Origin of the sequence: Micromonospora okii (assembly GCF_020884795.1) — a bacterium.
GTDB classification, from domain to species: Bacteria; Actinomycetota; Actinomycetes; order Mycobacteriales; family Micromonosporaceae; genus Micromonospora; species Micromonospora okii.
Genome location: NZ_BBZF01000014.1, coordinates 109,013 through 131,872, shown reverse-complemented (window position 1 = coordinate 131,872; position 22,860 = coordinate 109,013). Strand labels below are relative to the sequence as shown.

The following is a 22,860-nucleotide window of genomic DNA, read 5'->3' as shown; positions in this document are numbered from 1 at the left end:
GCCTCGGTGAGAAGGGGACCCTTCTCGACCGTATGCGTTAGGAAGGGGCCCTTCCTTACCGGGTGGGCGTGGGGGTCACCGGCACGTCCGCGCCGGCCTTCGGGTCCGGCACGATGTGCCGCTCCAGCATCACCTGCGACTGGCCGGTCCCGCCGACGGTGATGTCGTCGTACGCCTGGAGCAGCTTGTTCTGGTCGAGGTAGAGCACCGTCATCGACAGCGGGGTGGGCTTCTCGCCCTCCAGGCCACGCAGCCCCGCGCCGCCGGTGGACCCCTCGACCATGAGCTGGGTGGGCATCCGGCCCGGCACCTGCGGCAGCCGGGAGATCTGCCGGGCGTGGGTGTGCCCGGCGAGCACCAGCGGGCAGGTGCCCGACAGCGGGCCGGCCGACGCCGGGTCGTGGACCAGGGCGATGTCCACCGGCTTCGGGGAGTTCCGGATGGTGGCGGCGAGCTGGTCGCCGGCCCCGATCACCTGGTCGGCGACCTGCTTGGTCAGGCCGCTGCCGGCCGGCGAGGTCTCCTTGTCCGGGGTGAACCGGGGGTCGCCGATGCCGGCGATGGTCAGCCCGGCGACGGTGGTGACCGAGTTGTCCAGCACGATCGCGTTCGGCTGCTGCTTCACCGCCGCGGCGGTCTTGCCCGAGTCGTGGTTGCCCCGGACGTAGACGTACGGCTTCTTGAGCAGCCCGATCGACCCCACGTACGACGCCTCCGGCTCGCTGCCCCAGTCGGTGAGGTCCCCGGTGTCGATCACCACGTCGATGCCGAACTGCTCGACGACGGTGCGGATGAGCTGCCAGCCGGTCGGGTTGAGGTGCATGTCGGAGACGTGCAGGACGCGGGTGGTGCCCGGCGCGGGCTCGTACACCGGCAGCGCGGACACGGTGGTGTAGAGCTGGCTGACGTTGCCGACGAGGCGCTGGAGCTGCTCGGCGTACTTGGTGTAGTCGTTGGCGATCTTCCGGGCGTCGCCGACGATCGCGGGGGCGTTGACCAGCAGCCCCTCGTACCGTGGCTCCTCGATGGCCTGCGGGCGGATGGTGGACGCGGCGACGCCGAGGCTGCCGGCGGTGACCGCGAGGGCCAGGCCGCCGGCCCAGGCGGTGCGCCGGCCGTTGCGGAAGACCAGCGCGGCCAGCAGCAGGGTGACCAGCACCGTCGCGCCGGCCGTGCGCAGGCCGAGGCGCAGCACCCCGTTGCGGACGTCGGTGACGGCGGTCTGGCTGGCCCGGCTGATGCTCGCCGGGTCGTCGAGGAGCGCCTCGGTGCGGCGCTGGTCGAGCGAGCCGAGGCCCACGGTCAGGTGGGTCGGCCCGTCGTGGCTGTTCAGGTGCAGCGCGCCGAGCGGCGGGATGTCGACGGTGGTGCTGCCCTCCAGGGCGGGGGTGAGGCTCAGCTCCGCCCGGAACGGGCCGATGTCCGTGTCGACCCGGCCCCCGGCGAGGACGCCGAGCACCGCCCCCACCAGGGCGACCGCCAGCACGGCGAGGGCCACGCCCACCCGGCGCAGCGGGCCCCGCCACCTCGCCCGGGTGCCGCCCGGTCGGCCCGGGTCACGACCCGTCGCCGGGGCGTCGGCCCCGTTCTCGTGCTGCTCGTCTTCCTGCCCGTCCATGGTGAGATTCTGACCTGCCCATTGAAGGATCTTGGCAAACCCGGGGATACCGGCCGGTGTCGTCGGGCCGGGTCAGCTCCGGCCCGCGCCGCCGTCGGTGAGCACCAGGCGCAGGATGCGGTCGTCCTCGGGGGCCGGCTGGCCCCGCCCGTCGTGGTTGGAGGTGGTGACCCAGACCGACCCGTCGGGGGCGGCGACGGCGGCCCGCAGCCGCCCGTACCGGCGGGTGAGCAGCTCCCGGGGCTGGCCGAGCACGGTGCCGCCGTCGGTCAGCTCGACCAGCCAGAGCCGCTGGCCGCGCAGGCAGGCGGTGGTGAGCAGCCGATCCGTCGCGGCGAGGCCGGAGCAGGAGGCGTCGGAGGTCGGCCACTGCACCAGCGGGTCGGTGTACCGCTTGTCGCCGGCCTTCCCCTCGACCAGGGGCCAGCCGTAGTTGCCGCCCTTGGTGATCCGGTTGATCTCGTCCCAGGTGTTCTGGCCGAACTCGACGGCGTACATCCGCTTGCCGGCGTCCCAGGCGAAGCCCTGCACGTTGCGGTGGCCCAGCGACCAGACCGGGGAGCCGGGGTACGGGTTGCCGGGGGCCGGCCTGCCCTCGGCGGTCATCCGCAGGATCTTGCCGCCGAGGTTCTTGCGGTCCTGCGCCGCGTCCCGGTTGCCGGCGTCGCCGGTGCTCGCGTAGAGGAAGCCGTCCGGCCCGAAGGCGAGCCCGCCGCCGTTGTGGATGCCGGCCTTCGGGATGCCGGTCAGCACGGGGGTCGGTGCCCCGTCGCCGACCAGCTTGACGACCCGGTTGTCCCGCTCGGCGGTGTGGTAGACGAAGATCGTCCGGTCGGTCCCGTAGTCGGGGGAGACCGCGATCCCCATCAGCCCGCCCTCGCCGCCGGCGGCCACGCCGGGGACGGTCCGCAGCGGGGTGACGGTCAGCCCGTCCCGGCCGGAACCGGGACCGACCTGGAGGATGCGCCCGCTGTCCCGCTCGGTGACCAGCGCGCCGCCGTCGGGCAGGAACGCCACCCCCCACGGCACCCGCAGCCCTTTGGCCAGCGTGGTCGTGACCGCCTGCTGCCCGCCGCCGGCCGGCGCGGACGCCGACGGGGTCGGCAGGTTGGGCGGCTCGCCGGCCGGGTCGGGCGCCGGCTCGCCGAAGCTGCACCCGGCGGTGGCCAGCAGCAGGGCCGCGCAGGCCGCGCCGACCGCGCGCGACGGGCTCTTGCGGGGGTACGGGGGACGGGCGTTCACCCGGCCCAGCCTAGCCGCCGGACGGGGCGGGGCGGGGCCGCGCGGGCGGCCGGCTCGCGGACCCGGGTGGTGGGGAACGGGCGGGTCGCCGCGTGTCGCCCGACGCCGTTGCCGTGGGGGTGTCCCCCGGCGGCGACCGGGCGGCTATCGTCGGCGGGCGTGAAGGTATGGATTCCGCACCCCGCCGGCCGCACCCTGCTCGGCGACGTGCCGCCGGGCGTCACCGTCGAGGTGGCCGAGGACGCCTCGCGGCTCCCCTCCGACGCGGCCGACGTGCGATTCTGGGTGCCCCCGTTCCTGGCCGGCGGGGACGCCACCGCCCTGCTCGGCGAGCTGCCCGACCTGCGGGTGGTGCAGCTCCTCTCGGCGGGCGCGGACGCCTGGGTGGGCCGGACGCCGCCCGGGGTGACGCTCTGCGACGCGCGGGGCGTGCACGACTCCGGCACCGCCGAGTGGGTCGTCGCCGCGATCCTCTCCCACCTGCGCGGCTTTCCCGCCTTCGCCCTCGCCCAGTCCCGCCGCGAGTGGGCCTACGACGCGGTCTGCCCGACCGACGAGCTGGCCGGCAAGCGGGTCCTGATCGTCGGCGCGGGCTCCATCGGCACGGCGGTGCGCGCCCGGCTGGCGCCGTTCGAGGTGACCTTCACGCTGGTCGCCCGCACGGCCCGCCCCGCCGAGGGGGTGCACGGCGTCGACGAGCTGCCCGCGCTGCTGCCCGCCGCCGACGTGGTGGTGCTGCTGGTGCCGCTGACCGACGCCACCCGGGGCATGGTCGACGAGGAGTTCCTCGCCGCGATGCCCGACGGCGCGCTGCTGGTCAACGCCGCGCGCGGCCCGGTGGCCCGGACGGACGCGCTGGTGGCCGAGCTGACCGCCGGCCGGCTGCGGGCGGCCCTCGACGTCACCGACCCCGAGCCGCTGCCCGCCGACCACCCGCTGTGGGGGCTGCCCAACGTGCTGCTCACGCCGCACGTGGCCGGCTCGGTGCGCGGGCTGCTGCCGCGCGCGTACCGGCTGGTGGGGGAGCAGGTCCGGCGCTTCGCCGCCGGTGAGCCGCTGGTGAACACGGTGGTCGACGGCTACTGACCGGCCGCCCGCCGCCGGCCGGGGTGGCGCGGGACCGCTCAGGCAGCGGGGCCGCTCAGGCGGCGGGACCGTCAGGCAGCGGGGCCGTCACCGGTGGGGTGTCAGCCGGTAGGGCTGTCAGCCGGTGCGGCCGTCAGGCGGCGGGGTCGGAGAGGGACTGGCCGGTGGCCGCGACGAGCCGGGGCAGCTCGGCGGGGCGGACGGCGGGCAGCACCACCCGCTCGCCGTCGTCGAGCCGGGCGACCGCCCGGCCCCGGGCGTCGGCGGTCAGCTCGACGACCCGCTCCCAGGCGATGCGGCGCTGCCCGAACAGCGCCCGCAGGCGCAGCCCCCGGGCGTCCGCCTCGGTGCCGGCCCGCCAGGCCCAGACGCCGAACGCCAGCGGCACGAGCAGCACCGGCAGGAAGTACCACTTCACGGCGGCCAGCGGCAGGGCCCCGATGAAGGCGATCACCGCCGCGACCAGGATGGCCTGGTTGTGGCGGAAGCGGACGGTCTCGGCGCGGCTCACCCTCCGATGATCCCACCCGGTCCGCCCCGTCGACCCGGCGGGCGGCGACGCGGGTGACCGACACCATGAACCCGACCAGGATCACCCGCTCGCGTCGGATGCCGGACAGGAAGGCGGACCGAGCGGCCGGGGCCGGCGAGCCCCGGCTGTTGGCATGCTCGCGGCGTCCCCGCCTCATCCGGCGCGGGCCCGACGGGAGGCGCGATGCGGCCGGAGTTCCACGCCGAGTTCGACCGCGCCTACCACGGTGGGCACCACGTCGGCGGTGACTCCTTCGTCGTCGTCGACGGCGCGATGAGCGCCGAGCGGCGTCAGGCGGTGGTGATGCACGAGCTGGTCCACGCCGACCTCGTCGACAACTCGGTCTTCGGCTACCTGCAGACCCTCGTGCTGTCGCTGACCGCTGTGGGCACCCGCGCCGAACGCGCGAACGCGCGCGACCTGTTCGACACGACGATGGCGGTCTCCCTCCTCACCCAGGAGGGGCTGGCGAGCTACCGCGAGCTGGCGTACGTCGGCGCGCATCTCGGCGCGGAGGAGGCCCGGTCGTACGTCGCGGGGCTCCCGGCCGCGTACCGGGAGGGGCTCGACCTGGCCCGCCGCGCCTTCGGCGACCCGGTCGACGAGACGTACTGCGGATACTCGGCCCCGGTCTTCCACCTGGCCGCCGTCGGCCTCGGCCTGGCGGCGCTCAGCGGGCCGGTGCTCGCCGCCTACCGGCGACCCGAGAGCCTGATCGACGCCGACGCGCTCCCGTGGATCGTCGAGAACGGGCCGGATCACCGCTTCCGCCGGCTGTGCGAGAACCCGGAGGTTCCCCGCGCGTTGCACGAGGCGGCCTGGTGGCTCGGCCGCCGGGGGGTCGAGTCGACCGTCGAGTCCGTGTCCCGGGCGTTCGACCTGGTGCAGGAGTTGATCGCGGAGGCCGCCCCCGCGATGCCGTTCACGAGCCGGCGGGTTCGCCGGGCGCAGGCCGCCCGGCTGCGCCCGCACTGGAACGCGTACTTCGCGGAGCGGAACACCGAGACGTCCGGCACCGTTCTCGTGCCCGGCTCCGCCGACGTGACCTTCGACCGGGCCCTGCGAATGGCCCACGTCCTGCCGGGGGGCGGTCGCACGAGGGTGGCGTTGGCGGAACCGGTCCCGATGGCGCTCCGGGAGTTCGTGCGGACGCACCGGCGGGAGCGGACCAGTGGCGTCCGTCGTCTGGTGATCCTCGCCGACCGGCGACGGCTCGGCCCCGCAACGGCGGACATCGACGTCGTCGCCGCGTCCGTCCCCGTCCGGACGCCCAACCCGGGCCCGCACTCTCCGGTCGTGCGGTCCCGGCCCACCGTGCTCACGGTGGCGTCGCTGCCCGACTTCGCCGCCGTCAGCGGCGAGCTCTCCGAGGCCGGCTGCATCTGGTACTCGCACTACAGCCGGATCGAGGCGTTCCGCTCGCGGGACGGTGGCCTCGCCGGTCCGGCCATCGCGCAGTATCCGACGCCGTGGGAACTGCTCGAAGCGCTCGACTCCGTCGGCGCGGGGCCGGTGCGGGCGTCGTACGGGCGGCACGTCTTCGGCGGCGAGGAGCTCTTCGGCGTCTCGTGGGACGACACCTTCCGGTTCACGCTGGTGAGCGCGCTGCAGGCCGAGGCGCTGTTCGACCGGCTCCGGCACCGCGTGGCCCGGGTGCCGGAAGGGGGCCGCCGAGCGGGCGGGCAGACGGTGCCGGACCGTCTCCTGGCCCGGTTGGCCCTGCTCGGCTTCACCGGTCGCTAGCCGGGCCGACTCATCTCCTGATCAGCTCGAAGATCACGCCGATGCCGTCCGCCGCGGCGGGACCGCCGATCGCCCCGGCGGCGAGCGTCGCCACGGCCAACCAGTCGAGCCGCGACGAGACGAGCTGGACGACCTTGTCGCCGGTCGCTACGGCGAGGTTGTCGGTGAGGTCCGGTCGCGCGGAGTAGACGCTGCGGTAGATCTGTGCGAGCTGGGCCGGCACGGTGGGCGGGGACGCCACGAGCCGGCGGGCGCTCCACCGGCTGAGCCGGCTTCCCCTCTCGGCGGCCAGCTCCGGCCGGGTGCCGAGGAAGACGACGCACGGGAGCGACCCCTCGCACCCGATGTCCCGCGCGAGTTCCTCGATCTCCCGGGCCGCCGTCGGCGGCGGGATCACCGCCAGGTGGAGGTCGCGTCGGGCGCCGTGCTGCGGAGTCAGCGCGGCCCGCCACTGGGCGCGCTCCTCGACGAGGGAGCGGGCCGCCTCGCCGTCGAGGTCCGACTCGCGGAACAGGATCAGCGAGAACGACCGGAGCCGCCGGACGTCCCGGTCGAGGTGGGGCACCAGGAAGTCCGCGATGGCCGCGCGCAGGTCCGCCCGCAGCCGGCCCGGCTTCTCCAGGTACGCGCGCAGGTCGTCCGGGACGCGGACGCCGGTGTCCTCGCCGAGCGCCTCCAGGTCACGGGTCAGGCGCAGCAGCGCGGAGATCGCGGCCGACGCGGCCGGGCCGCCGCCGTACCCGACGCCGGTCCGCTCCTGCGCGGGCAGGGCCCGGTAGCAGGCCACCGCCTCGGCCAGCGCATCCGACACGGGCCGGTGGGCGCGCGGGTCGACCGTGGCGCCGATGACGCGGATCACCTCGTGCGCGGGCCCCGTGCCCGGCAGGACGCGCATGGCGCCGTAGCCTTCCGCGCCGGGGGTCGGCCACGCCGACGGCCGCAGCAGCGCGGGAAGGTCATCTGAAGTACGCACGACCGGGCCTCCTCGCTGCCGCCCATCGGAGCCCGACGGTAGCGAGAACGGGCAAGGCCCCGGCTTTCTCGTCCTCAGTCTATTGTGGAATCCGGGGCGGGTGAGGGCTGGCTGCGGGGGGTGGCACCGTGAGCGAGAGGGATACCCGGCAAGCCGGTCGGACGCCGCAGTTGCTGCTGCAGTTGCGGGGCGGGGCCGACGTGCGCGGCCCCCAGCACTACGAGCATTCCGTCAAGCGGGGTGTCCCCCTCACAGAAATCGCGGCCGAACTCGGGCCCGATCTGGCGGTCCTACAGCGGCTCTATCCGGACGGCGTCGCCCGGCTCTGGGGATCGACACCAAGCAGCCAGAAAGACAACGCCGAGGTGCGCGCGCTCCGTGCCCGTCGGGTTGGCGATCATGTCTTTTTCTGCGCCGACGAGATCTTCTACTCCCGCGCCCGGATCCTGCACCTGTTCCGAAATCCGGCGGTGGCGAAGCAGATGTGGCAGACCGATGGCGACGGGCGGACCTGGGAACACATCATGGCGCTGGGCGAGGTCAAGCCGTTCTTCCGCCCGGTGCTGGCCGAACCTCTCCTGCGTCGTCTCGGGCTTCCCGTTCCGCTGCGCAGCCTCACGCTGGTCAGCGCCGCCGAGTACGCCGCTGTCCTGCGATTCCTGCCGGGCATGCCTGGCCCGGTGCCACGGCCACAGCCGTCCGTGCTGGCTCGGACGAACAGTTGGCGCTTCTTCGCGGCCGTACAGGATGTCGTCGATACAACCCGCCGTACCCGCTGCAGCGCAGCGGCCCAGAACGTGCCGCTGACGATGCTGTGGGCCATCGGGAGGATCGCAGCCGGTGGGGACCGTCTCACACAGTGGGCCGACGCCAGGGCCAGTCTCATGCCTGTGCTCGATCGGTATGGCTCAACCGGTATGTTCGGAAAGCCGGGTGAATACCCGTTGGCTCCGGTTGCTGGCAGCGAACTATGGGATATCAGGACGCCGGAGGGCTGGGAGGCCGAGCTGTCCGGTTCCCGGGGCGGTGTGGTGCTCGGTACGCCCGACGCCCTATCGCTGGGATTCTCTCCCGCCGTCGCGGATCTGCTGAACGACGTCGAAGTGCGGCGTCGTGCGGTGGCGATGCTGTCCAGGATATCGATGGTCGCTGTCGACTGGCCGGCGCTGCTGGCTCAGGTCGGGCTTGCCGGTTACGACTCTGCCACCGGAGCGGCTTGCTCCTCGCCCCTGACTACCGGCGAGCCAGGCTCGAACCTATCGGCCTAGAGAAGATCCGTCCATGTCCACCGCATCGTCCGCAGTGGAATTCGACATCGGCGGGATGCCGGTGGTCGAGAGGTGGTTCTCGTACCGCAAGGCCAACCCCGGTGGAGCAGCGTCAGCGGAGCGGCCGACCCGAAATCACCATCTGAACTTGAGTAATCACTATCTGAGCACACGCCCCGTCGTGGAACGTATTTCTCACAGGTCGAGTCCTCTCGGTAAGGGTGTCCACCCGCAACCGCCACCGGTACGGCGGCTGCGGCCCCCCATCCCAGGGAGGAAGCATGTCCACACGTCTGAGGCAGCACACACGGCGATCCACCCTCACCCTGCTCACCGGCGCCGCTCTGGCGACGCTGCTGTCGGTGGCCCCGGCCACCGCAGCCACCGCGGCTCCGCTCGACGGTCGTCCCGGCAGCCGTGGCGGGGTCGGCACGGCGGCGCCCGGGGCGATCGTGCACCAGGTGCCGCAGGTGCCGCTCACCATCAACGGCGAGCCGGTCCCCGCGAGCGCGATCACCAGGTACAACGGCCGACCCCTGTACATGGCCGTGGTTCCGGGCGGGAGCCCGAACGGCCAGCTCCAGGCGTTCACCAAGCCCGCTGACTTCGAGCGCTTCGTTCATGAGCAGGGCGGACCGGAGCGAGTGCTGACCCCTGAGCCCGCCGCCGCTCGAAACCCGGTCTCGCCACCGAAACGCCCGGGAACCGGGCCCGGCCAGACCGACAATTCGGTCTACGCCGGCTCTTACCTCTACTCCGGTGACAACGGGACGTTCTACAATCTCTTCATACCGGCGGGGTGGGCGGCCAGCAACCTGAAGCAGGTGGACATGGTGTGCGTCGTCTGGTGTATCAGCTGGAACGACGAGGCATCGTCCGCGGTCTCCGACTATGGTATGACCCTTTTTGAGCACATCGGGTTCGGTGGGTCCGCACTGTACATTTCCGCCGGTTTCCACCCCTACCTGGGGAGCTACGGCTGGGACAATCGGACGTCATCCTTCAGGGGTTGATCTCTTCGTTCCACATCGGCGGCGCGGCGCTGTGTAAGGCTCTGCCGAGCGCGGGCGCAGTCCACCGCCGACCGCAACGACGACCGGTAGACCGGGTGCCCGTGCTGGCCGATGCCGGCCGGAGGCCGCCACCAGGCCAGCACGGCATCCCGAACCGGCCGGCGCTGGCCTGTTCGCGGCGCGGAGTTCACCGGTGGACGAGGGCCGGGCTGCGGGCGAACGTGACCCCGACCGCCACGCCCAGCGAGGTCGCCGACCCGATGCAGCGGTTCGACGACTACACGGTCCGGCTCCGCGCGGACCTGGGCCGGACGCAGTGGCGCTCGCTGGTTGCCGACGGCAACGGCGGTCCTGGCGGCACCCGTCCGCTTCGTCGCTCTAGTAGCGGAGGTGAGAGGGGGCACCTTCTCTACCGTATGCGTTAAGAAGGTGCCCTTCCTTACTCCGGGACGCGGCGGTAGGCGCCGTCGCTGGCCGAGGTGGCCATCGACGCGTACGCGCGCAGGGCGGCGGAGACCGGCCGCTGCCGGGCGACCGGCGTGTACGGCCGGTCGCGCTTCTCCTGGGCGATGCGGCGCGCCTGGAGCACGTCGTCCGGCACGTCGAGCGCGATCGAGCGGGCCGGGATGTCGATGACGACCTCGTCGCCGGTCTCGACCAGGGCGATCAGCCCGCCGGAGGCCGCCTCGGGGGAGACGTGCCCGATGGAGAGGCCGGAGGTGCCGCCGGAGAAGCGGCCGTCGGTGAGCAGCGCGCAGGCCCGTCCCAGCCCGCGCCCCTTGAGGAACGAGGTGGGGTAGAGCATCTCCTGCATGCCGGGGCCGCCCTTCGGGCCCTCGTACCGGATCACCACGACGTCCCCGGCGACGATCTCCTTGGCCAGGATCGCGGTGACGGCGTCGTCCTGCGACTCGTACACCTTGGCCGGGCCGCGGAAGGTCAGGCACTCCTCGGGCACCCCGGCGGTCTTCACCACGGCGCCCTCGGGGGCGAGGTTGCCGTGCAGGATGGCCAGCCCGCCGTCGGCGCTGTAGGCGTGTGCGAGGTCCCGCACGCAGCCGCCCGCCGCGTCGGTGTCGAGGGTGGACCAGCGGTTGGTGGTGGAGAACGGCTCGGTGGTGCGCACGCCGCCCGGGGCGGCGTGGAAGAGCTCGACCGCCTCCGGCGTGGCCGAGCCGCCGCGCACGTCCCAGTCGGCCAGCCACTGGGACAGCGAGGGGGAGTGCACCGAGTGCACGTCGCGGTGGAGCAGGCCGGCGCGGTCCAGCTCGCCGAGGATGGCCGGGATGCCGCCGGCCCGGTGCACGTCCTCCATGTGGTACTGCGGCGAGTTCGGCGCGACCTTGGCCAGGCAGGGCACCCGGCGGGAGATCGCGTCGATGTCGGCCACCGAGAAGTCCAGCTCGGCCTCGCGGGCGGCGGCGAGCAGGTGCAGGATCGTGTTGGTCGACCCGCCCATGGCCACGTCGAGGGCGACGGCGTTCTCGAACGCGGCCCGGTTGGCGATCTCGCGGGGCAGCACCGAGGCGTCGTCGCCGTCGTACCAGCGCTTGGCGATCTCCACGGCGGTGCGGCCGGCCTCGACGAAGAGCGACCGGCGCGCGGCGTGGGTGGCCAGCGTCGAGCCGTTGCCGGGCAGCGCCAGGCCGATGGCCTCCGTGAGGCAGTTCATCGAGTTGGCGGTGAACATGCCGGAGCAGGAGCCGCAGGTCGGGCAGGCGGAGCGCTCGATCTCGCCGAGCTGGTCGTCGGTGACCGCCTCGTTGGAGGAGGCGATCATCGCGTCGATCAGGTCGATCTTGGAGTGGACCACGCCCTCGATCGCCACGGTCTTGCCGGCCTCCATGGGGCCGCCGGAGACGAAGACGGTGGGGATGTTCAGCCGCAGCGCGGCCAGCAGCATCCCCGGGGTGATCTTGTCGCAGTTCGAGATGCAGACCAGGGCGTCCGCGCAGTGCGCGTTGACCATGTACTCCACCGCGTCGGCGATCAGCTCCCGGCTGGGCAGGGAGTAGAGCATCCCGCCGTGGCCCATGGCGATGCCGTCGTCCACGGCGATCGTGTTGAACTCCCGGCCGACCCCGCCCGCCTCGGCCACCGCGTCGGCGACGAGGCCGCCCATGTCCTTGAGGTGGACGTGGCCGGGCACGAACTGGGTGAAACTGTTCGCGATGGCGACGATCGGCTTGCCGAAGTCGTCGTCGGTCATCCCGGTGGCCCGCCACAGGGCCCGGGCGCCGGCCATCGTCCGGCCGTGCGTGGAGGTCTTCGACCGCAGCTCAGGCATGGCTACCAGTCTGACACCGCCCGGCGGCACGCCCCGGGGGAAGCGGTCCGTGTCCCAACAGATGCACACCCGGGCCCCCGCGTGGGGAGGACATCCGGCACAGTTGGGACGTGCACTTCCCCCCGGGCATGGTCGCCGTCGCGGTGCTGAGCGGGCTCGTCGCCGCCGTCGCCACCGCACTGCTGGTCGCCCGCGCCCGCCGGGCCGGGCGCGCCTGCGGCCGGTCCGCCGCCCTGGTCGCCGTCGCGGCGGCGCTCGCGCTGGCCAGCCTCCTGGTCGGGCTGACCGCGGCGGTCGCCGGCGGCCACCCGGCGCACGGGCAGGGGCACAACGTCGGCCTGGCCACCCTGGTCTCCGTCGGCATCGCCGCGAGCGCGTTCGCCTTCGGCGCGGGCCTGCTGCGGCTGCCCGGCGCGGGCGTCACCCGGGCCGCGACCGCCCGGCTGCTGCTCGACGGCCTGATCATCGCGACCGCCCTCTGGTTCGTCGGCTGGGTGCTGTTCTCCGAGCCGACCCGGCTGCTCGCCACGGCCACCCCGATGTCCCACGCGCCGATCCTGCTGGCCACCGTCGCCGTCGCGCTCACCGCCGGGCTCACCCTGGTCGTGCTCCTGCGGGCCGCCGCCCCGCGTCGCCGGCTGGCCTGGCTCGGCGGCGGGATCACGGCGGTGACCTGTGGTGGGCTCGGCATCGCCGGCGGGCTCTGCCAGGCCGTGCCGGGCATGGTGTCGGCCGGGGGCGCGCTGCTCGCGGCCGGGCTGCTGACCGCCGCGCTGACGGTGCACGGGGCCGTCCCGCCCGGGCAGATCGACGTCGACCTGATCCGCCGCGACGGGGCGCACGCCTTCGTCCCGATGGGCGCGATGGCCGCCTCCGCGATGTACCACCTGCTCCAGGGCGGCCGGTTCGACGCCCTGGGCATCGTCGCCGGCAGCATCGAGGGCTTCGCGCTGGTGACCCGGCAGTACCTCGCGCTGCACGACGTGCGCCGGTACGCGGGCCGGCTGGCCGAGCGGGAGGCGCACTTCCGTGAGCTGGCGCACACCGACCCGCTGACCGGCCTGGCCAACCGGCGGGGCCTGCTGGGGGCCCTGGCACAGAGCACCGCCGCCGGCACCCCGTGCGTGCTCCTCGGGCTCGACCTGGACGGTTTCAAGAACGTCAACGACATGCGCGGGCACGACGTCGGCGACGAGGTGCTGGCCGAGGTGGGCCGGCGGCTGCGCGGCAACCTGCGCCCCGGCGACCTCGCCGCCCGGCTGGGCGGCGACGAGTTCGCGGTGCTCATGCCCGGGGGCCCCGTCGAGGCGGGGCGGGTCGCCGAGCGGCTGCTCGGGGTGCTCAGCCGCCCGTACGACCAGCCGGGCGGGCCGGTCTTCCTGTCGGTGAGCATCGGGGTGGCCGGGCAGCCGGACGAGCCGGACACCGAGCTGCTGCTGCGCCACGCCGACCTGGCCCTGCGCTACGCCAAGCAGCGCGGCAAGAACCGGATCGAGCACTACGACGCGGCGTACGACCAGCTCCTGCGCCGGCGCACGACGCTGGAGCACGAGATGCGCGGGGCGATCGAGCGCGGCGAGCTGCGGCTGGTGTTCCAGCCGGTGGCGTCGCTGCCGTCGATGCGGCCGGTGGGGGCGGAGGCGCTGCTGCGCTGGCGGCACCACGAGCTGGGCGGAATCGGGCCGGACGAGTTCATCCCGCTGGCCGAGGAGTGCGGGATGATCGCCAAGCTCGGCGCGTGGGTGCTGGACCAGGCCTGTTCCCAGCTCTCCCGCTGGCTGGCCGCCGGGCACGACGTGTGGGTGTCGGTGAACGTCTCGCCCCGTGAGCTGCACGCCCCGGAGTACGTCGTCCAGGTCGCCGACGCGCTGCGCGCCCACCGCGTGCCGCCGCAGCGGCTGGTGCTGGAGGTCACCGAGCACGCTGTCGCCACGGACCTCGACGAGCTGGTCCGGCGGCTGACCGCGCTGCGGCGCACCGGCGTCCGGATCGCCCTGGACGACTTCGGGGCGGGGTACTCCTCGCTCGGCCAGCTCCGCCGACTGCCGATCGACATCCTGAAGATCGACCACAGCCTGGTCGCCGAGCACGAGCCGGTGCGCCCCGTCGGCACCGACGGCCCGCCGTTCGCGCCGATGGTCGACATCGTGATGCGCCTGGGGCACCAGCTCGGGCTGGAGGTGATCGCCGAGGGAGTGACCACGCGCCCGGAGCTGGCCGCGGTGGTCGCCGCCGGCTGCCGGTTCGGCCAGGGCGCGCTCTTCGGCTGGGGGGTGCCGGCCGAGCATCTGGAGGCGCTGCTGGAGGCCGCCACGTCGCCCGGAGCCCGTCGTGCGACCGGGCCCGCGCAGCGCCTCCCGTGGGAGGCTTCCGCGCAGCTCACACCGGGTGCGGGCGGCGCGCCGGAGGGGGATCCGCCGAAGTCCGTGAACCAAAATGTGGGATCAGTTGACTCATCGCATGAGATGCGTCAGGCTTGACCGCATGTCGTCGAACCGGTCTCCGCGAGTACTTATCTGAGCGCACTCTCCTGGTCGAGAGTGCGCTGGCCCCGTGCGTGAAGCACGAGGGCCGTTTTTATTGCCGTCGGACCCCGGCGGGGCGGGCCGACGCCCGCGCCGCACCGCTTGAAGAGCCCCAGCCACTCCAGCCGAAGGCCTGAACCGCAATGACGAGACCCACGCCAGAGACACTCGCCCACTCCGCCCGCCGAGCCCGCACCGCCGAGCCCGCGACCGAGGCCGCTGCGGCCGGCCGCGCCGCCGCCCCGGCGGTACGGCAGCCCGAGCCCGTCCAGCTCTCCGGGGCGGCCTCCCTCGTGCGGTCCCTCGAAGCGCTCGGCGTCGACGTCGTCTTCGGCATCCCGGGCGGGGCGATCCTGCCGGCGTACGACCCGCTCTACGACTCCGCGGTCCGGCACATCCTGGTCCGGCACGAGCAGGGCGCCGGCCACGCCGCCACGGGATACGCCCAGGCCACCGGCAGGGTGGGCGTCTGCATGGCCACCTCCGGCCCGGGCGCGACGAACCTGGTCACCCCGATCGCCGACGCGTACATGGACTCGGTGCCGATCGTGGCGATCACCGGCCAGGTCGCGCGGCCGGCGATCGGCACGGACGCCTTCCAGGAGGCCGACATCCAGGGCATCACCCTGCCGATCACCAAGCACAACTTCCTGGTCCAGACGGCCGAGGAGATCCCGCGTGTCCTCGCCGAGGCGTTCCACGTCGCCTCCACCGGCCGACCCGGCCCGGTGCTGGTGGACATCCCCAAGGACGTCCTCCAGGCGCAGACCACCTTCGCCTGGCCGCCGACGCTGGACCTGCCCGGCTACCGGCCGACCCTGCACCCGCACGGCAAGCAGATCCGCGAGGCCGCCCGGCTGATGGCGGCGGCCCGCCGGCCGGTGTTCTACGTCGGCGGCGGCGTGCTGAAGGCCGGGGCCACCGAGGGGCTGCGCAAGCTGGCCGAGCTGACCGGCATCCCCGTGGTCACCACGCTGATGGCGCTCGGCGCGTTCCCCGACTCGCACCCCCAGCACCTGGGGATGCCCGGGATGCACGGCACGGTGGCGGCGGTCTACGGCCTCCAGAAGGCCGACCTGATCGTGGCGCTCGGCGCCCGCTTCGACGACCGGGTCACCGGCAAGCTGGACTCGTTCGCCCCGGACGCGGCCGTCGTGCACGCCGACATCGACCCGGCCGAGATCGGCAAGAACCGGCACGCGGACGTGCCCATCGTCGGCGACGCCCGGCACGTGATCGACGAGCTGACCGCCGCGGTGACCGCCGAGCGGGCCGCCGGCCGGCAGGCCGACCTCGCCGACTGGTGGAACCAGCTCGACGACCTGCGCAACCGGTACCCGCTGGGCTACGAGGAGCCGGCCGACGGCACCCTCTCCCCGCAGTACGTGATCGAGCGGCTCGGGAAGATCGCCGGGCCGGACGCGATCTACGTGGCCGGCGTCGGCCAGCACCAGATGTGGGCCTCGCAGTTCATCTCGTACGAGAAGCCGCACACCTGGCTCAACTCCGGCGGCCTCGGCACGATGGGGTACGCGGTGCCGGCGGCGATGGGCGCGAAGGTCGGCAAGCCGGACACGGTGGTCTGGGCGGTGGACGGCGACGGCTGCTTCCAGATGACCAACCAGGAGCTGGCCACCTGCGCGCTGGAGGGCATCCCGGTCAAGATCGCCGTGATCAACAACGGCAACCTCGGCATGGTCCGGCAGTGGCAGACGCTGTTCTACAACGAGCGGTACTCCAACACCGAGCTGGGCACCCACAAGCACCGCATCCCCGACTTCGTGAAGCTCGCCGAGGCGCTCGGCTGCGTCGGCCTGCGCTGCGAGAACGCGGCGGACGTGGACGCCACGATCGAGGCGGCGATGGCGATCAACGACGCCCCCGTCGTGATCGACTTCGTGGTCGGCAAGGACGCGATGGTGTGGCCGATGGTGGCCGCCGGCACCAGCAACGACGAGATCATGTTCGCCCGCGGCGTCCGCCCGGCTTTCGACGAGGACGACATCTAGTCATGACCGAATGCACCGAGCGAAGCGAGGGCCGTGAGGGCATGACAAGGAAGGTGTCGTCGTGACCGAATGCACCGAGCGAAGCGAGGGCCGTGAGGGCATGACAAGGAAGGCACTGCAATGACCCTGCACACGCTCTCCGTGCTCGTGGAGAACAAGCCCGGCGTGCTGGCCCGCGTCTCCGGGCTCTTCTCCCGGCGCGGCTTCAACATCGACAGCCTCGCGGTCGGCGAGACCGAGAACCCCGACGTCTCCCGGATCACCATCGTGGTCAACGCCGACTCGTCCCCCCTGGAGCAGGTGACCAAGCAGCTCAACAAGCTGGTCAACGTGCTCAAGATCGTCGAGCTGGACCCGCAGGTCTCGGTCGCCCGGGAGCTGCTGCTGGTCAAGGTCCGGGCCGACCGCGCGGCGCGCGGCCAGGTGCTGGAGACGGTCAACCTGTTCCGCGCCCGGGTGGTCGACGTCGCGCCCGACACGTTGACGATCGAGGCCACCGGGACCCCCGACAAGCTGGACGCGCTGCTGCGCGACCTCGAACCGTACGGGATCAAGGAGATGGTGCAGTCCGGGACGGTGGCCATCGGGCGCGGCTCGCGCTCGATCGCCGCCGGCCCCTCGCTGCGGGCCGCCTGATCCCACCGGGTAGGCCGGCCCTGCGGCCGCCTGCTCCCCAACCACCACCGCACCAGCGACCGACGGGCCACCTCGGGCCGTCGTACGAAAGGGAAGTCAATGAGCGTTGAGGTGTACTACGACGACGACGCCGACCTGGGTCTGATCCAGGCCAAGAAGGTGGCGGTGATCGGGTACGGCAGCCAGGGTCACGCCCACGCGCTGTCGCTGCGCGACTCCGGCGTCGACGTGGTGATCGGCCTGCCGGAGGGCTCGAAGAGCCGGCCGAAGGCCGAGGAGCAGGGCCTGCGGGTGCTCACCCCGGCGGAGGCCGCGGCCGAGGCCGACGTGATCATGATCCTGGCCCCGGACACCGCCCAGCGGACCCTCTACGCGGAGTCCATCGCGCCGCACCTGTCGGCCGGCAAGGCGCTGTTCTTCGGCCACGGCTTCAACATCCGGTACGACCTGATCAAGCCCCCGGCCGACGTGGACGTGGCGATGGTCGCCCCGAAGGGCCCGGGTCACCTGGTCCGCCGCCAGTACGTCGACGGCAAGGGCGTGCCCTGCCTGGTCGCCGTCGAGCAGGACGCCACCGGCGGCGCCCTGGCGCTGGCCCTGGCCTACGCGAAGGGGATCGGCGGCACCCGGGCGGGCGTGATCCGGACCACCTTCAAGGAGGAGACGGAGACCGACCTCTTCGGCGAGCAGGCCGTGCTCTGCGGCGGCGCGGCGGCGCTGGTGCAGACCGGCTTCGAGGTGCTCACCGAGGCCGGCTACGCCCCCGAGGTGGCCTACTTCGAGTGCCTGCACGAGCTGAAGCTGATCGTCGACCTCATGTACGAGGGCGGCATCGCGAAGATGCGCTACAGCATCTCCGACACCGCCGAGTACGGCGACCTCTCCCGTGGCCCGCGCGTCGTCGACGCCCGGGTCAAGGAGGAGATGCGCAAGATCCTGGCCGAGGTCCAGTCCGGCGAGTTCGCCCGGGAGTGGGTGGCCGAGGACGAGGCCGGTCGCCCGAACTTCAGCAAGTGGCGGGCCGAGGGCGCGGCGCACCCGATCGAGGAGACCGGCCAGAAGCTGCGCTCCATGATGAGCTGGGTCGACCGCCCGATCACCGAGACCGCCTGAGTTCTGCCCCGACGCGGCGACCCGCCCGACGCCCTTCCCGGCGCCGGGCGGGTCGTCGCTGTCTTTTCACCATCCCGTAACACCGCCGACACATCCTCCTGTGAGGGCACTCACCCGGGGGTCCGGGGCGCAGCGACCCGCTCGCGCCCTACGATCGCGGTAGGTGCGTAGCCGGCACCTGACGGCCATGGCACGACTCAGCGCGGGGCGCAGCGCGGCGTCCCGGCGTCCCGGCCGACCGCCACACAACCTCTACGAGGACTGATGACTCCAGTCGTACTGATCGCCGAAGAACTCGCTCCCGCCGCCATCGAGGTGCTCGCCCACGACTTCGACGTCCGCCACGTCGACGGCACCGACCGCCCGGCCCTGCTCTCCGCGCTCTCCGAGGCCGACGCGGTGATCGTGCGCAGCGCCACGCAGATCGACGCCGAGGCGATCGCCGCCGCCCCGCGGCTGAAGGTGGTCGCCCGCGCCGGCGTGGGCCTGGACAACGTGGAGGTGCCGGCCGCCACCGCGCGGGGCGTCATGGTCGTCAACGCACCCACCTCGAACATCGTCTCCGCCGCCGAGCAGGCCGTCGCGCTGCTGCTGGCCGTGGCCCGCAACACCGCCAGCGCCAGCGCCGCCCTCAAGGCCGGCGAGTGGAAGCGGTCGAAGTACACGGGCGTCGAGGTGCAGGGCAAGACCGTGGGCGTGGTCGGCCTCGGCCGCATCGGCGTGCTCTTCGCGTCCCGGATCGCCGCCTTCGGCACCCGGCTGATCGCGTACGACCCCTACATCCAGCCGGCCCGCGCCGCGCAGCTCGGGGTGCGCCTGGTCGGGCTGGAGGAGCTGCTGCGGGAGAGCGACTTCATCTCGATCCACCTGCCGAAGACCCCGGAGACCGTGGGCCTGATCGGCGAGAAGGAACTGGCGATCGTCAAGCCCGGCGTGCGGATCGTCAACGCCGCCCGTGGCGGCCTCGTCGACGAGCAGGCCCTCGCGGACGCGATCGCCGAGGGCCGGGTCGGCGGCGCCGGCGTCGACGTGTACGCCAAGGAGCCCTGCACCTCCTCGCCGCTGTTCGCCTTCGACAACGTGGTGGCCACCCCGCACCTGGGCGCCTCCACCGCCGAGGCGCAGGACAAGGCGGGCCTGGCCGTGGCGAAGAGCGTGAAGCTGGCCCTCCAGGGCGAGTTCGTGCCGGACGCGGTCAACGTGCAGGCCGGCGGCGTGGTCGCCGAGGACGTCCGCCCGCTGCTGCCGCTGGCCGAGAAGCTGGGCCGGGCGTTCACCGCCGTGGCCGGCGGGGTGGCCGCCAGCGTCACCGTCGAGGTGCGCGGCGAGATCGTCAACCACGACGTCTCGGTGCTGAAGCTCGCCGCCACCAAGGGGCTGTTCAGCTCGGTGGTCGAGGAGCAGGTCACCTACGTCAACGCGCCGCACCTGGCCGCCGAGCGGGGCGTCGAGGTGAGCCTGGTCAGCCAGGCCGAGACGACCGACCACCCGACCCTGGTCACCGTCCGCGGCGTGCTGCCGGACGGCCGCGCGGTCAGCGTCTCCGGCACGCTCGCCCACAACGGCGTCCGGGACGTGCCGAAGCTGACCGAGGTGGACGGCTTCGACGTGGAGATCGGCGCGGAGGGCATCCTGCTCTTCCTGCGCTACGCCGACCGCCCGGGCGTGGTCGGCACCGTCGGCACCCTGCTCGGCGAGGCCGGCGTCAACATCGCGGCGATGCAGGTGGCCCGCCGGGAGGCCGGCGGCGAGACGCTGATGACCCTCACGGTCGACCAGGCGCTCGGCGCCGACCTGCTCACCTCGGCGGCGGACTCGATCGGCGCGGTCTCGGCCAGCGCCGCCGACCTGCGCGACGAGTAACCGTCCACGCGGGACCGGCATCCGGTCCACGGGGGACACGACGGGAGGGGCCCGGCCGCCACGGCCGGGCCCCTCGCCGTACGCGGGGCGCGTCGGTCAGCGGTGGGCGCGGGCGGGCGGCGGGTAGACGGAGCCGTCCTGGTAGTCGAAGAGCATCAGGTCGTGCTCGCCGGCCAGCCGCTCGATGTCGAGCAGCACCTGGTCCTCGCACGCGGGGTTCAGGTTCATCTCGATGTGGTCGTTGGCGGTGTGCAGCGGCACGACTGCCCAGGGTGAGCCGGGGCGGGCCGGCCGGTCCGGATAACTGGCGACGATCGCCCGGTAGAAGGCGACGACCCGTGGGTCCGGGTAGCGTTCGACGTGCTGCCCCTGCCGGCACCGCTGCACCGCTGCCCGCACGTCCGCGGGCGTGGCCCCGGCCGGGAGGGCCCACACGCTCAGATCGAAACTCACGGCGGACAGCGTGCCATCCCGGGGTGCGGGAAGTCACCGCGACCCCGCCCGTGGGCCGGGAGCGCGGCGGCGGACCGTCCTTCGGCGACGGTCCGGTGTGGAGACCCTTGCGTCGAGTTGCGTCGATTCGCTAGCGTACTCGTGCGGTTACTGGCTGAGTTCGGTCGTCGACCCGTCTTCGGGTGGCGAGGTCCGACTGCCCGCCCGGCCGGTCCGCACCCCTCGATTGCGCGAGCCACGCGCACTCGTCGCTGACCGGCCCCCACGATCGTTGCCGAGACCGTGGGGGCCGATCGCGGGTCACCCCGGAGCGGTCGGCGCTCAGCGCCGGCGGTGGGCGAAGAGCGCCCGGTAGTCGGAGCCGTCGCGGAACCAGGCCAGCCCGGCCGGGCCGGCGGCGTAGAGCGCGGTGGCGTAGGCGTCGGCCACGGCCAGGTCCGGCCCGACGACGGTGGCCGCGTCGAGCTGGCGGGCCGGCTCCCCGGTGTGCGGGTCGACCACGTGCCCCCGCCGCCCGGTCACCCCGGAGGTGCCCACCGCGCCGGCCGTCATCTCCAGCACCAGCGGGGCCCGGCGCGCGTCGGTCGGGTGGTGCACCGCGACCCGCCACGGGCCGCCGTGCGCGGCGTGGCCGCGCACCACGAGGTCGGCCCCGGCGAGCACGGCGTAGTCGTTGATGCCGGCGGCGCGCAGCCGGGCCGCCGCCCGCTCCACCGCCCAGCCGCCGAGCAGGCCGCCCGGGTCGAAGCCGCCGGGCACCGCCCACGCGTCGAACCAGCCGTCGGTGGCCGCGCGCATCGCGGCGCACCGGTCCACCAGGTCGGCCAGCGGAGGGTACGACTCGGGGCTGATCTCCTCCCGGCGCAGCCGGGAGACGAGGCTGTCGGGGCGGTTCGGGCTGTAGGTGAGGTCGATGGCGCGCAGCTCGGCGACGGCGTCGGCCAGCGCCGCGCCGACCGCCCGCCGGCCCAGCCGCTCGGGGGCGTTGAGCAGCAGGGTGTACTCGCCGCTGCTGGTGGCCACGGTGTGCCGTACGGCGATCCGGTCGGCGGGGGCGCTCGCGGCCGGGTCGGGGCGGTGGCTGCGGGAACCCAGGCGCAGGTCGGGACGGCGGCGGCCGGCGAAGGCCGACTGGTCGACCCAGCGGGTGCGCGGCTGCTCGTCGGCCCACCGGTGCCGGGGCTGTTGGTCGATGCGCATCTCGGCCGTTCCCTCCTGACGGCGCCGCAGCGCCGCGGCGTCTGCCGGTCCGGGCCCCCGTGACCCGGTCCTCATGGACCCTAGGCAGGGAAGTTGACCGCAGCATGAATCCTGCCTGGGAGCCTGCTGTGATTCCGCTTTCCCGAAATGTGGAAGGCTTGTACCGGGAGGCGGGACGTGGTCGTACGGTTGGGGGGACGACGAGGCAAGGGAGCTGAGGACGTGGCGCGCATCGCGGTGGTGGCCGGGGACGGGATCGGACCGGAGGTGGTCGCGGAGGCCCTCAAGGTCGTCGATGTCGTGCTCCCCGGGGTGGAGACCACCGCGTACGACCTCGGCGCGGCCCGCTACCACCGCACCGGCGAGGTGCTGCCGGAGTCCGTCCTCGACGAGCTGGCCGGGCACGACGCGATCCTGCTCGGCGCGGTCGGCGACCCGAGCGTCCCGCCGGGCGTGCTGGAGCGGGGCCTGCTGCTCCGGCTCCGGTTCGCCTTCGACCAGTACGTCAACCTCCGCCCGTCGCGGCTGTGGCCCGGCGTGGCCGGCCCGCTGGCCAACGTCAAGCCCGGCGAGGTCGACCTCGTCGTGGTCCGGGAGGGCACCGAGGGGCTCTACGCCGGGGCGGGCGGCAGCCTGCACCGGGACACCCCGGCCGAGGTCGCCACCGAGGAGAGCCTGAACACCCGGCACGGGGTGGAGCGGGTGATCCGCGACGCGTTCGCCCGGGCGGCCCGCCGCGAGCGGCGCAAGGTCACCCTCGTGCACAAGACCAACGTGCTGACCCACGCCGGGTCGCTGTGGGCCCGCGCCTTCGCCGCCGTGGCCGCCGAGCACCCCGACGTCGCCACGGAGTACCAGCACGTCGACGCCGCCGCCATGTTCCTGGTCACCCAGCCCCAGCGGTACGACGTGGTGGTCACCGACAACCTCTTCGGCGACATCCTCACCGACATCGCCGCCGCCGTCACCGGCGGCATCGGGCTGGCCGCCAGCGGCTGCATCAACCCCACCGGCGCGTACCCGTCGATGTTCGAGCCGGTGCACGGCTCCGCGCCGGACATCGCCGGCCAGGGCGTCGCCGACCCGGTCGCCGCCGTCCTCTCCGCCGCCCTGCTGCTCGACCAGCTCGGCCACGCCGACGCCGCCGCCCGGGTGACCGCCGCCGTCGGCGCGGAGCTGGCCGGGCGCGCCCCGGGCGCGTCGCTGCGCACCGCCGAGGTCGGCGACCGGCTCGCCGGGCACGCGGCGGCCTGACCCGACCCGCCCGCGCGGCGCGCCCGACGTCGGGCGCGCCGCAGG

At 73.7% G+C, this 22,860-nt stretch carries 17 protein-coding genes; 10 read left to right on the top strand and 7 right to left on the bottom strand.

What is annotated here, in order from left to right; genetic code table 11:
• Window positions 1-55 precede the first annotated feature (55 nt).
• Window positions 56-1,618 carry a metallophosphoesterase gene (locus LPU43_RS07170; protein WP_229399464.1) on the bottom strand — a complete coding sequence of 521 codons (1,563 nt, stop codon included), beginning with the start codon at window positions 1,616-1,618 and terminating at the stop codon, window positions 56-58.
• A gap of 72 nt (window positions 1,619-1,690) precedes the next feature.
• On the bottom strand, window positions 1,691-2,860 hold the full coding sequence (locus LPU43_RS07165) for a PQQ-dependent sugar dehydrogenase (RefSeq protein ID WP_229399463.1): 1,170 nt from the start codon (window positions 2,858-2,860) through the stop codon (window positions 1,691-1,693).
• A 159-nt stretch (window positions 2,861-3,019) separates the two neighbouring features.
• Here LPU43_RS07165 and LPU43_RS07160 point away from each other — a divergent pair, with 159 nt between their 5' ends.
• A complete protein-coding gene (locus LPU43_RS07160) occupies window positions 3,020-3,946 on the top strand; it encodes a 2-hydroxyacid dehydrogenase (protein WP_229399462.1) in 927 nt (308 codons plus the stop codon).
• Window positions 3,947-4,079: 133 nt separating this feature from the next.
• On the opposite strand, the gene LPU43_RS07155 is transcribed toward LPU43_RS07160, so the two are convergent.
• Window positions 4,080-4,457 (bottom strand): PH domain-containing protein, encoded by a 378-nt coding sequence (locus LPU43_RS07155; RefSeq protein WP_229399461.1) that lies wholly within the window; start codon window positions 4,455-4,457, stop codon window positions 4,080-4,082.
• 204 nt (window positions 4,458-4,661) lie between these two features.
• Here LPU43_RS07155 and LPU43_RS07150 point away from each other — a divergent pair, with 204 nt between their 5' ends.
• Window positions 4,662-6,221, top strand: coding sequence for a hypothetical protein (locus LPU43_RS07150; protein ID WP_229399460.1), 1,560 nt, complete (start codon window positions 4,662-4,664; stop codon window positions 6,219-6,221).
• A gap of 10 nt (window positions 6,222-6,231) precedes the next feature.
• Here LPU43_RS07150 and LPU43_RS07145 read toward each other — a convergent pair whose 3' ends face one another.
• Window positions 6,232-7,194 carry a hypothetical protein gene (locus LPU43_RS07145; protein WP_229399459.1) on the bottom strand — a complete coding sequence of 321 codons (963 nt, stop codon included), beginning with the start codon at window positions 7,192-7,194 and terminating at the stop codon, window positions 6,232-6,234.
• Between the two features lie 128 nt (window positions 7,195-7,322).
• Between LPU43_RS07145 and LPU43_RS07140 the strand changes: the two genes are divergently transcribed.
• A complete protein-coding gene (locus tag LPU43_RS07140) occupies window positions 7,323-8,462 on the top strand; it encodes a phosphorothioated DNA-binding restriction endonuclease family protein (RefSeq protein WP_229399458.1) in 1,140 nt (379 codons plus the stop codon).
• A 281-nt stretch (window positions 8,463-8,743) separates the two neighbouring features.
• Window positions 8,744-9,475 (top strand): hypothetical protein, encoded by a 732-nt coding sequence (locus tag LPU43_RS07135; protein WP_229399457.1) that lies wholly within the window; start codon window positions 8,744-8,746, stop codon window positions 9,473-9,475.
• A 439-nt stretch (window positions 9,476-9,914) separates the two neighbouring features.
• Here LPU43_RS07135 and ilvD read toward each other — a convergent pair whose 3' ends face one another.
• Window positions 9,915-11,762, bottom strand: coding sequence for a dihydroxy-acid dehydratase (gene ilvD, locus LPU43_RS07130; protein WP_229399456.1), 1,848 nt, complete (start codon window positions 11,760-11,762; stop codon window positions 9,915-9,917).
• Between the two features lie 128 nt (window positions 11,763-11,890).
• On the opposite strand from ilvD, the gene LPU43_RS07125 reads away from it, so the two are divergent.
• The 5 genes from LPU43_RS07125 (at window position 11,891) to serA (ending at window position 19,908) form a co-directional block, all read left to right on the top strand.
• The gene (locus LPU43_RS07125; RefSeq protein ID WP_373321674.1) at window positions 11,891-14,242 is read left to right on the top strand and encodes a putative bifunctional diguanylate cyclase/phosphodiesterase; all 2,352 of its coding nucleotides are present in this window, start codon (window positions 11,891-11,893) and stop codon (window positions 14,240-14,242) included.
• Between the two features lie 188 nt (window positions 14,243-14,430).
• The gene (locus LPU43_RS07120; RefSeq protein ID WP_229399454.1) at window positions 14,431-16,296 is read left to right on the top strand and encodes an acetolactate synthase large subunit; all 1,866 of its coding nucleotides are present in this window, start codon (window positions 14,431-14,433) and stop codon (window positions 16,294-16,296) included.
• Between the two features lie 120 nt (window positions 16,297-16,416).
• On the top strand, window positions 16,417-16,932 hold the full coding sequence (gene ilvN / locus LPU43_RS07115; RefSeq protein ID WP_229399453.1) for an acetolactate synthase small subunit: 516 nt from the start codon (window positions 16,417-16,419) through the stop codon (window positions 16,930-16,932).
• Window positions 16,933-17,031: 99 nt separating this feature from the next.
• Window positions 17,032-18,045 carry a ketol-acid reductoisomerase gene (gene ilvC, locus LPU43_RS07110; RefSeq protein WP_229399452.1) on the top strand — a complete coding sequence of 338 codons (1,014 nt, stop codon included), beginning with the start codon at window positions 17,032-17,034 and terminating at the stop codon, window positions 18,043-18,045.
• Between the two features lie 264 nt (window positions 18,046-18,309).
• A complete protein-coding gene (gene serA, locus LPU43_RS07105; RefSeq protein WP_229399451.1) occupies window positions 18,310-19,908 on the top strand; it encodes a phosphoglycerate dehydrogenase in 1,599 nt (532 codons plus the stop codon).
• 96 nt (window positions 19,909-20,004) lie between these two features.
• Here the strand turns inward: serA and LPU43_RS07100 are convergent, their stop codons facing one another.
• Together LPU43_RS07100 and LPU43_RS07095 are read right to left on the bottom strand one after the other, a co-directional pair.
• Complete coding sequence (locus LPU43_RS07100; RefSeq protein ID WP_229399450.1) at window positions 20,005-20,361, bottom strand: hypothetical protein; 357 nt, start codon at window positions 20,359-20,361, stop codon at window positions 20,005-20,007.
• A gap of 321 nt (window positions 20,362-20,682) precedes the next feature.
• Window positions 20,683-21,561 (bottom strand): FAD:protein FMN transferase, encoded by an 879-nt coding sequence (locus tag LPU43_RS07095; protein WP_229399449.1) that lies wholly within the window; start codon window positions 21,559-21,561, stop codon window positions 20,683-20,685.
• 222 nt (window positions 21,562-21,783) lie between these two features.
• Between LPU43_RS07095 and LPU43_RS07090 the strand changes: the two genes are divergently transcribed.
• Window positions 21,784-22,815, top strand: a complete 1,032-nt coding sequence (locus LPU43_RS07090) for a 3-isopropylmalate dehydrogenase (RefSeq protein ID WP_229399448.1) — start codon at window positions 21,784-21,786, stop codon at window positions 22,813-22,815.
• Window positions 22,816-22,860 lie beyond the last annotated feature (45 nt).

Coding starts and splice junctions, on each gene's coding strand:
- LPU43_RS07135 (WP_229399457.1), top strand. CDS start 8,744: ATGTCCACACGTCTGAGGCAGCACACACGGCGATCCACCCTCACCCTG.
- LPU43_RS07125 (WP_373321674.1), top strand. CDS start 11,891: ATGGTCGCCGTCGCGGTGCTGAGCGGGCTCGTCGCCGCCGTCGCCACC.
- ilvD (WP_229399456.1), bottom strand. CDS start 11,762: ATGCCTGAGCTGCGGTCGAAGACCTCCACGCACGGCCGGACGATGGCC.
- serA (WP_229399451.1), top strand. CDS start 18,310: ATGACTCCAGTCGTACTGATCGCCGAAGAACTCGCTCCCGCCGCCATC.
- LPU43_RS07095 (WP_229399449.1), bottom strand. CDS start 21,561: ATGCGCATCGACCAACAGCCCCGGCACCGGTGGGCCGACGAGCAGCCG.
- ilvC (WP_229399452.1), top strand. CDS start 17,032: ATGAGCGTTGAGGTGTACTACGACGACGACGCCGACCTGGGTCTGATC.
- LPU43_RS07120 (WP_229399454.1), top strand. CDS start 14,431: ATGACGAGACCCACGCCAGAGACACTCGCCCACTCCGCCCGCCGAGCC.
- LPU43_RS07170 (WP_229399464.1), bottom strand. CDS start 1,618: ATGGACGGGCAGGAAGACGAGCAGCACGAGAACGGGGCCGACGCCCCG.
- ilvN (WP_229399453.1), top strand. CDS start 16,417: ATGACCCTGCACACGCTCTCCGTGCTCGTGGAGAACAAGCCCGGCGTG.
- LPU43_RS07150 (WP_229399460.1), top strand. CDS start 4,662: ATGCGGCCGGAGTTCCACGCCGAGTTCGACCGCGCCTACCACGGTGGG.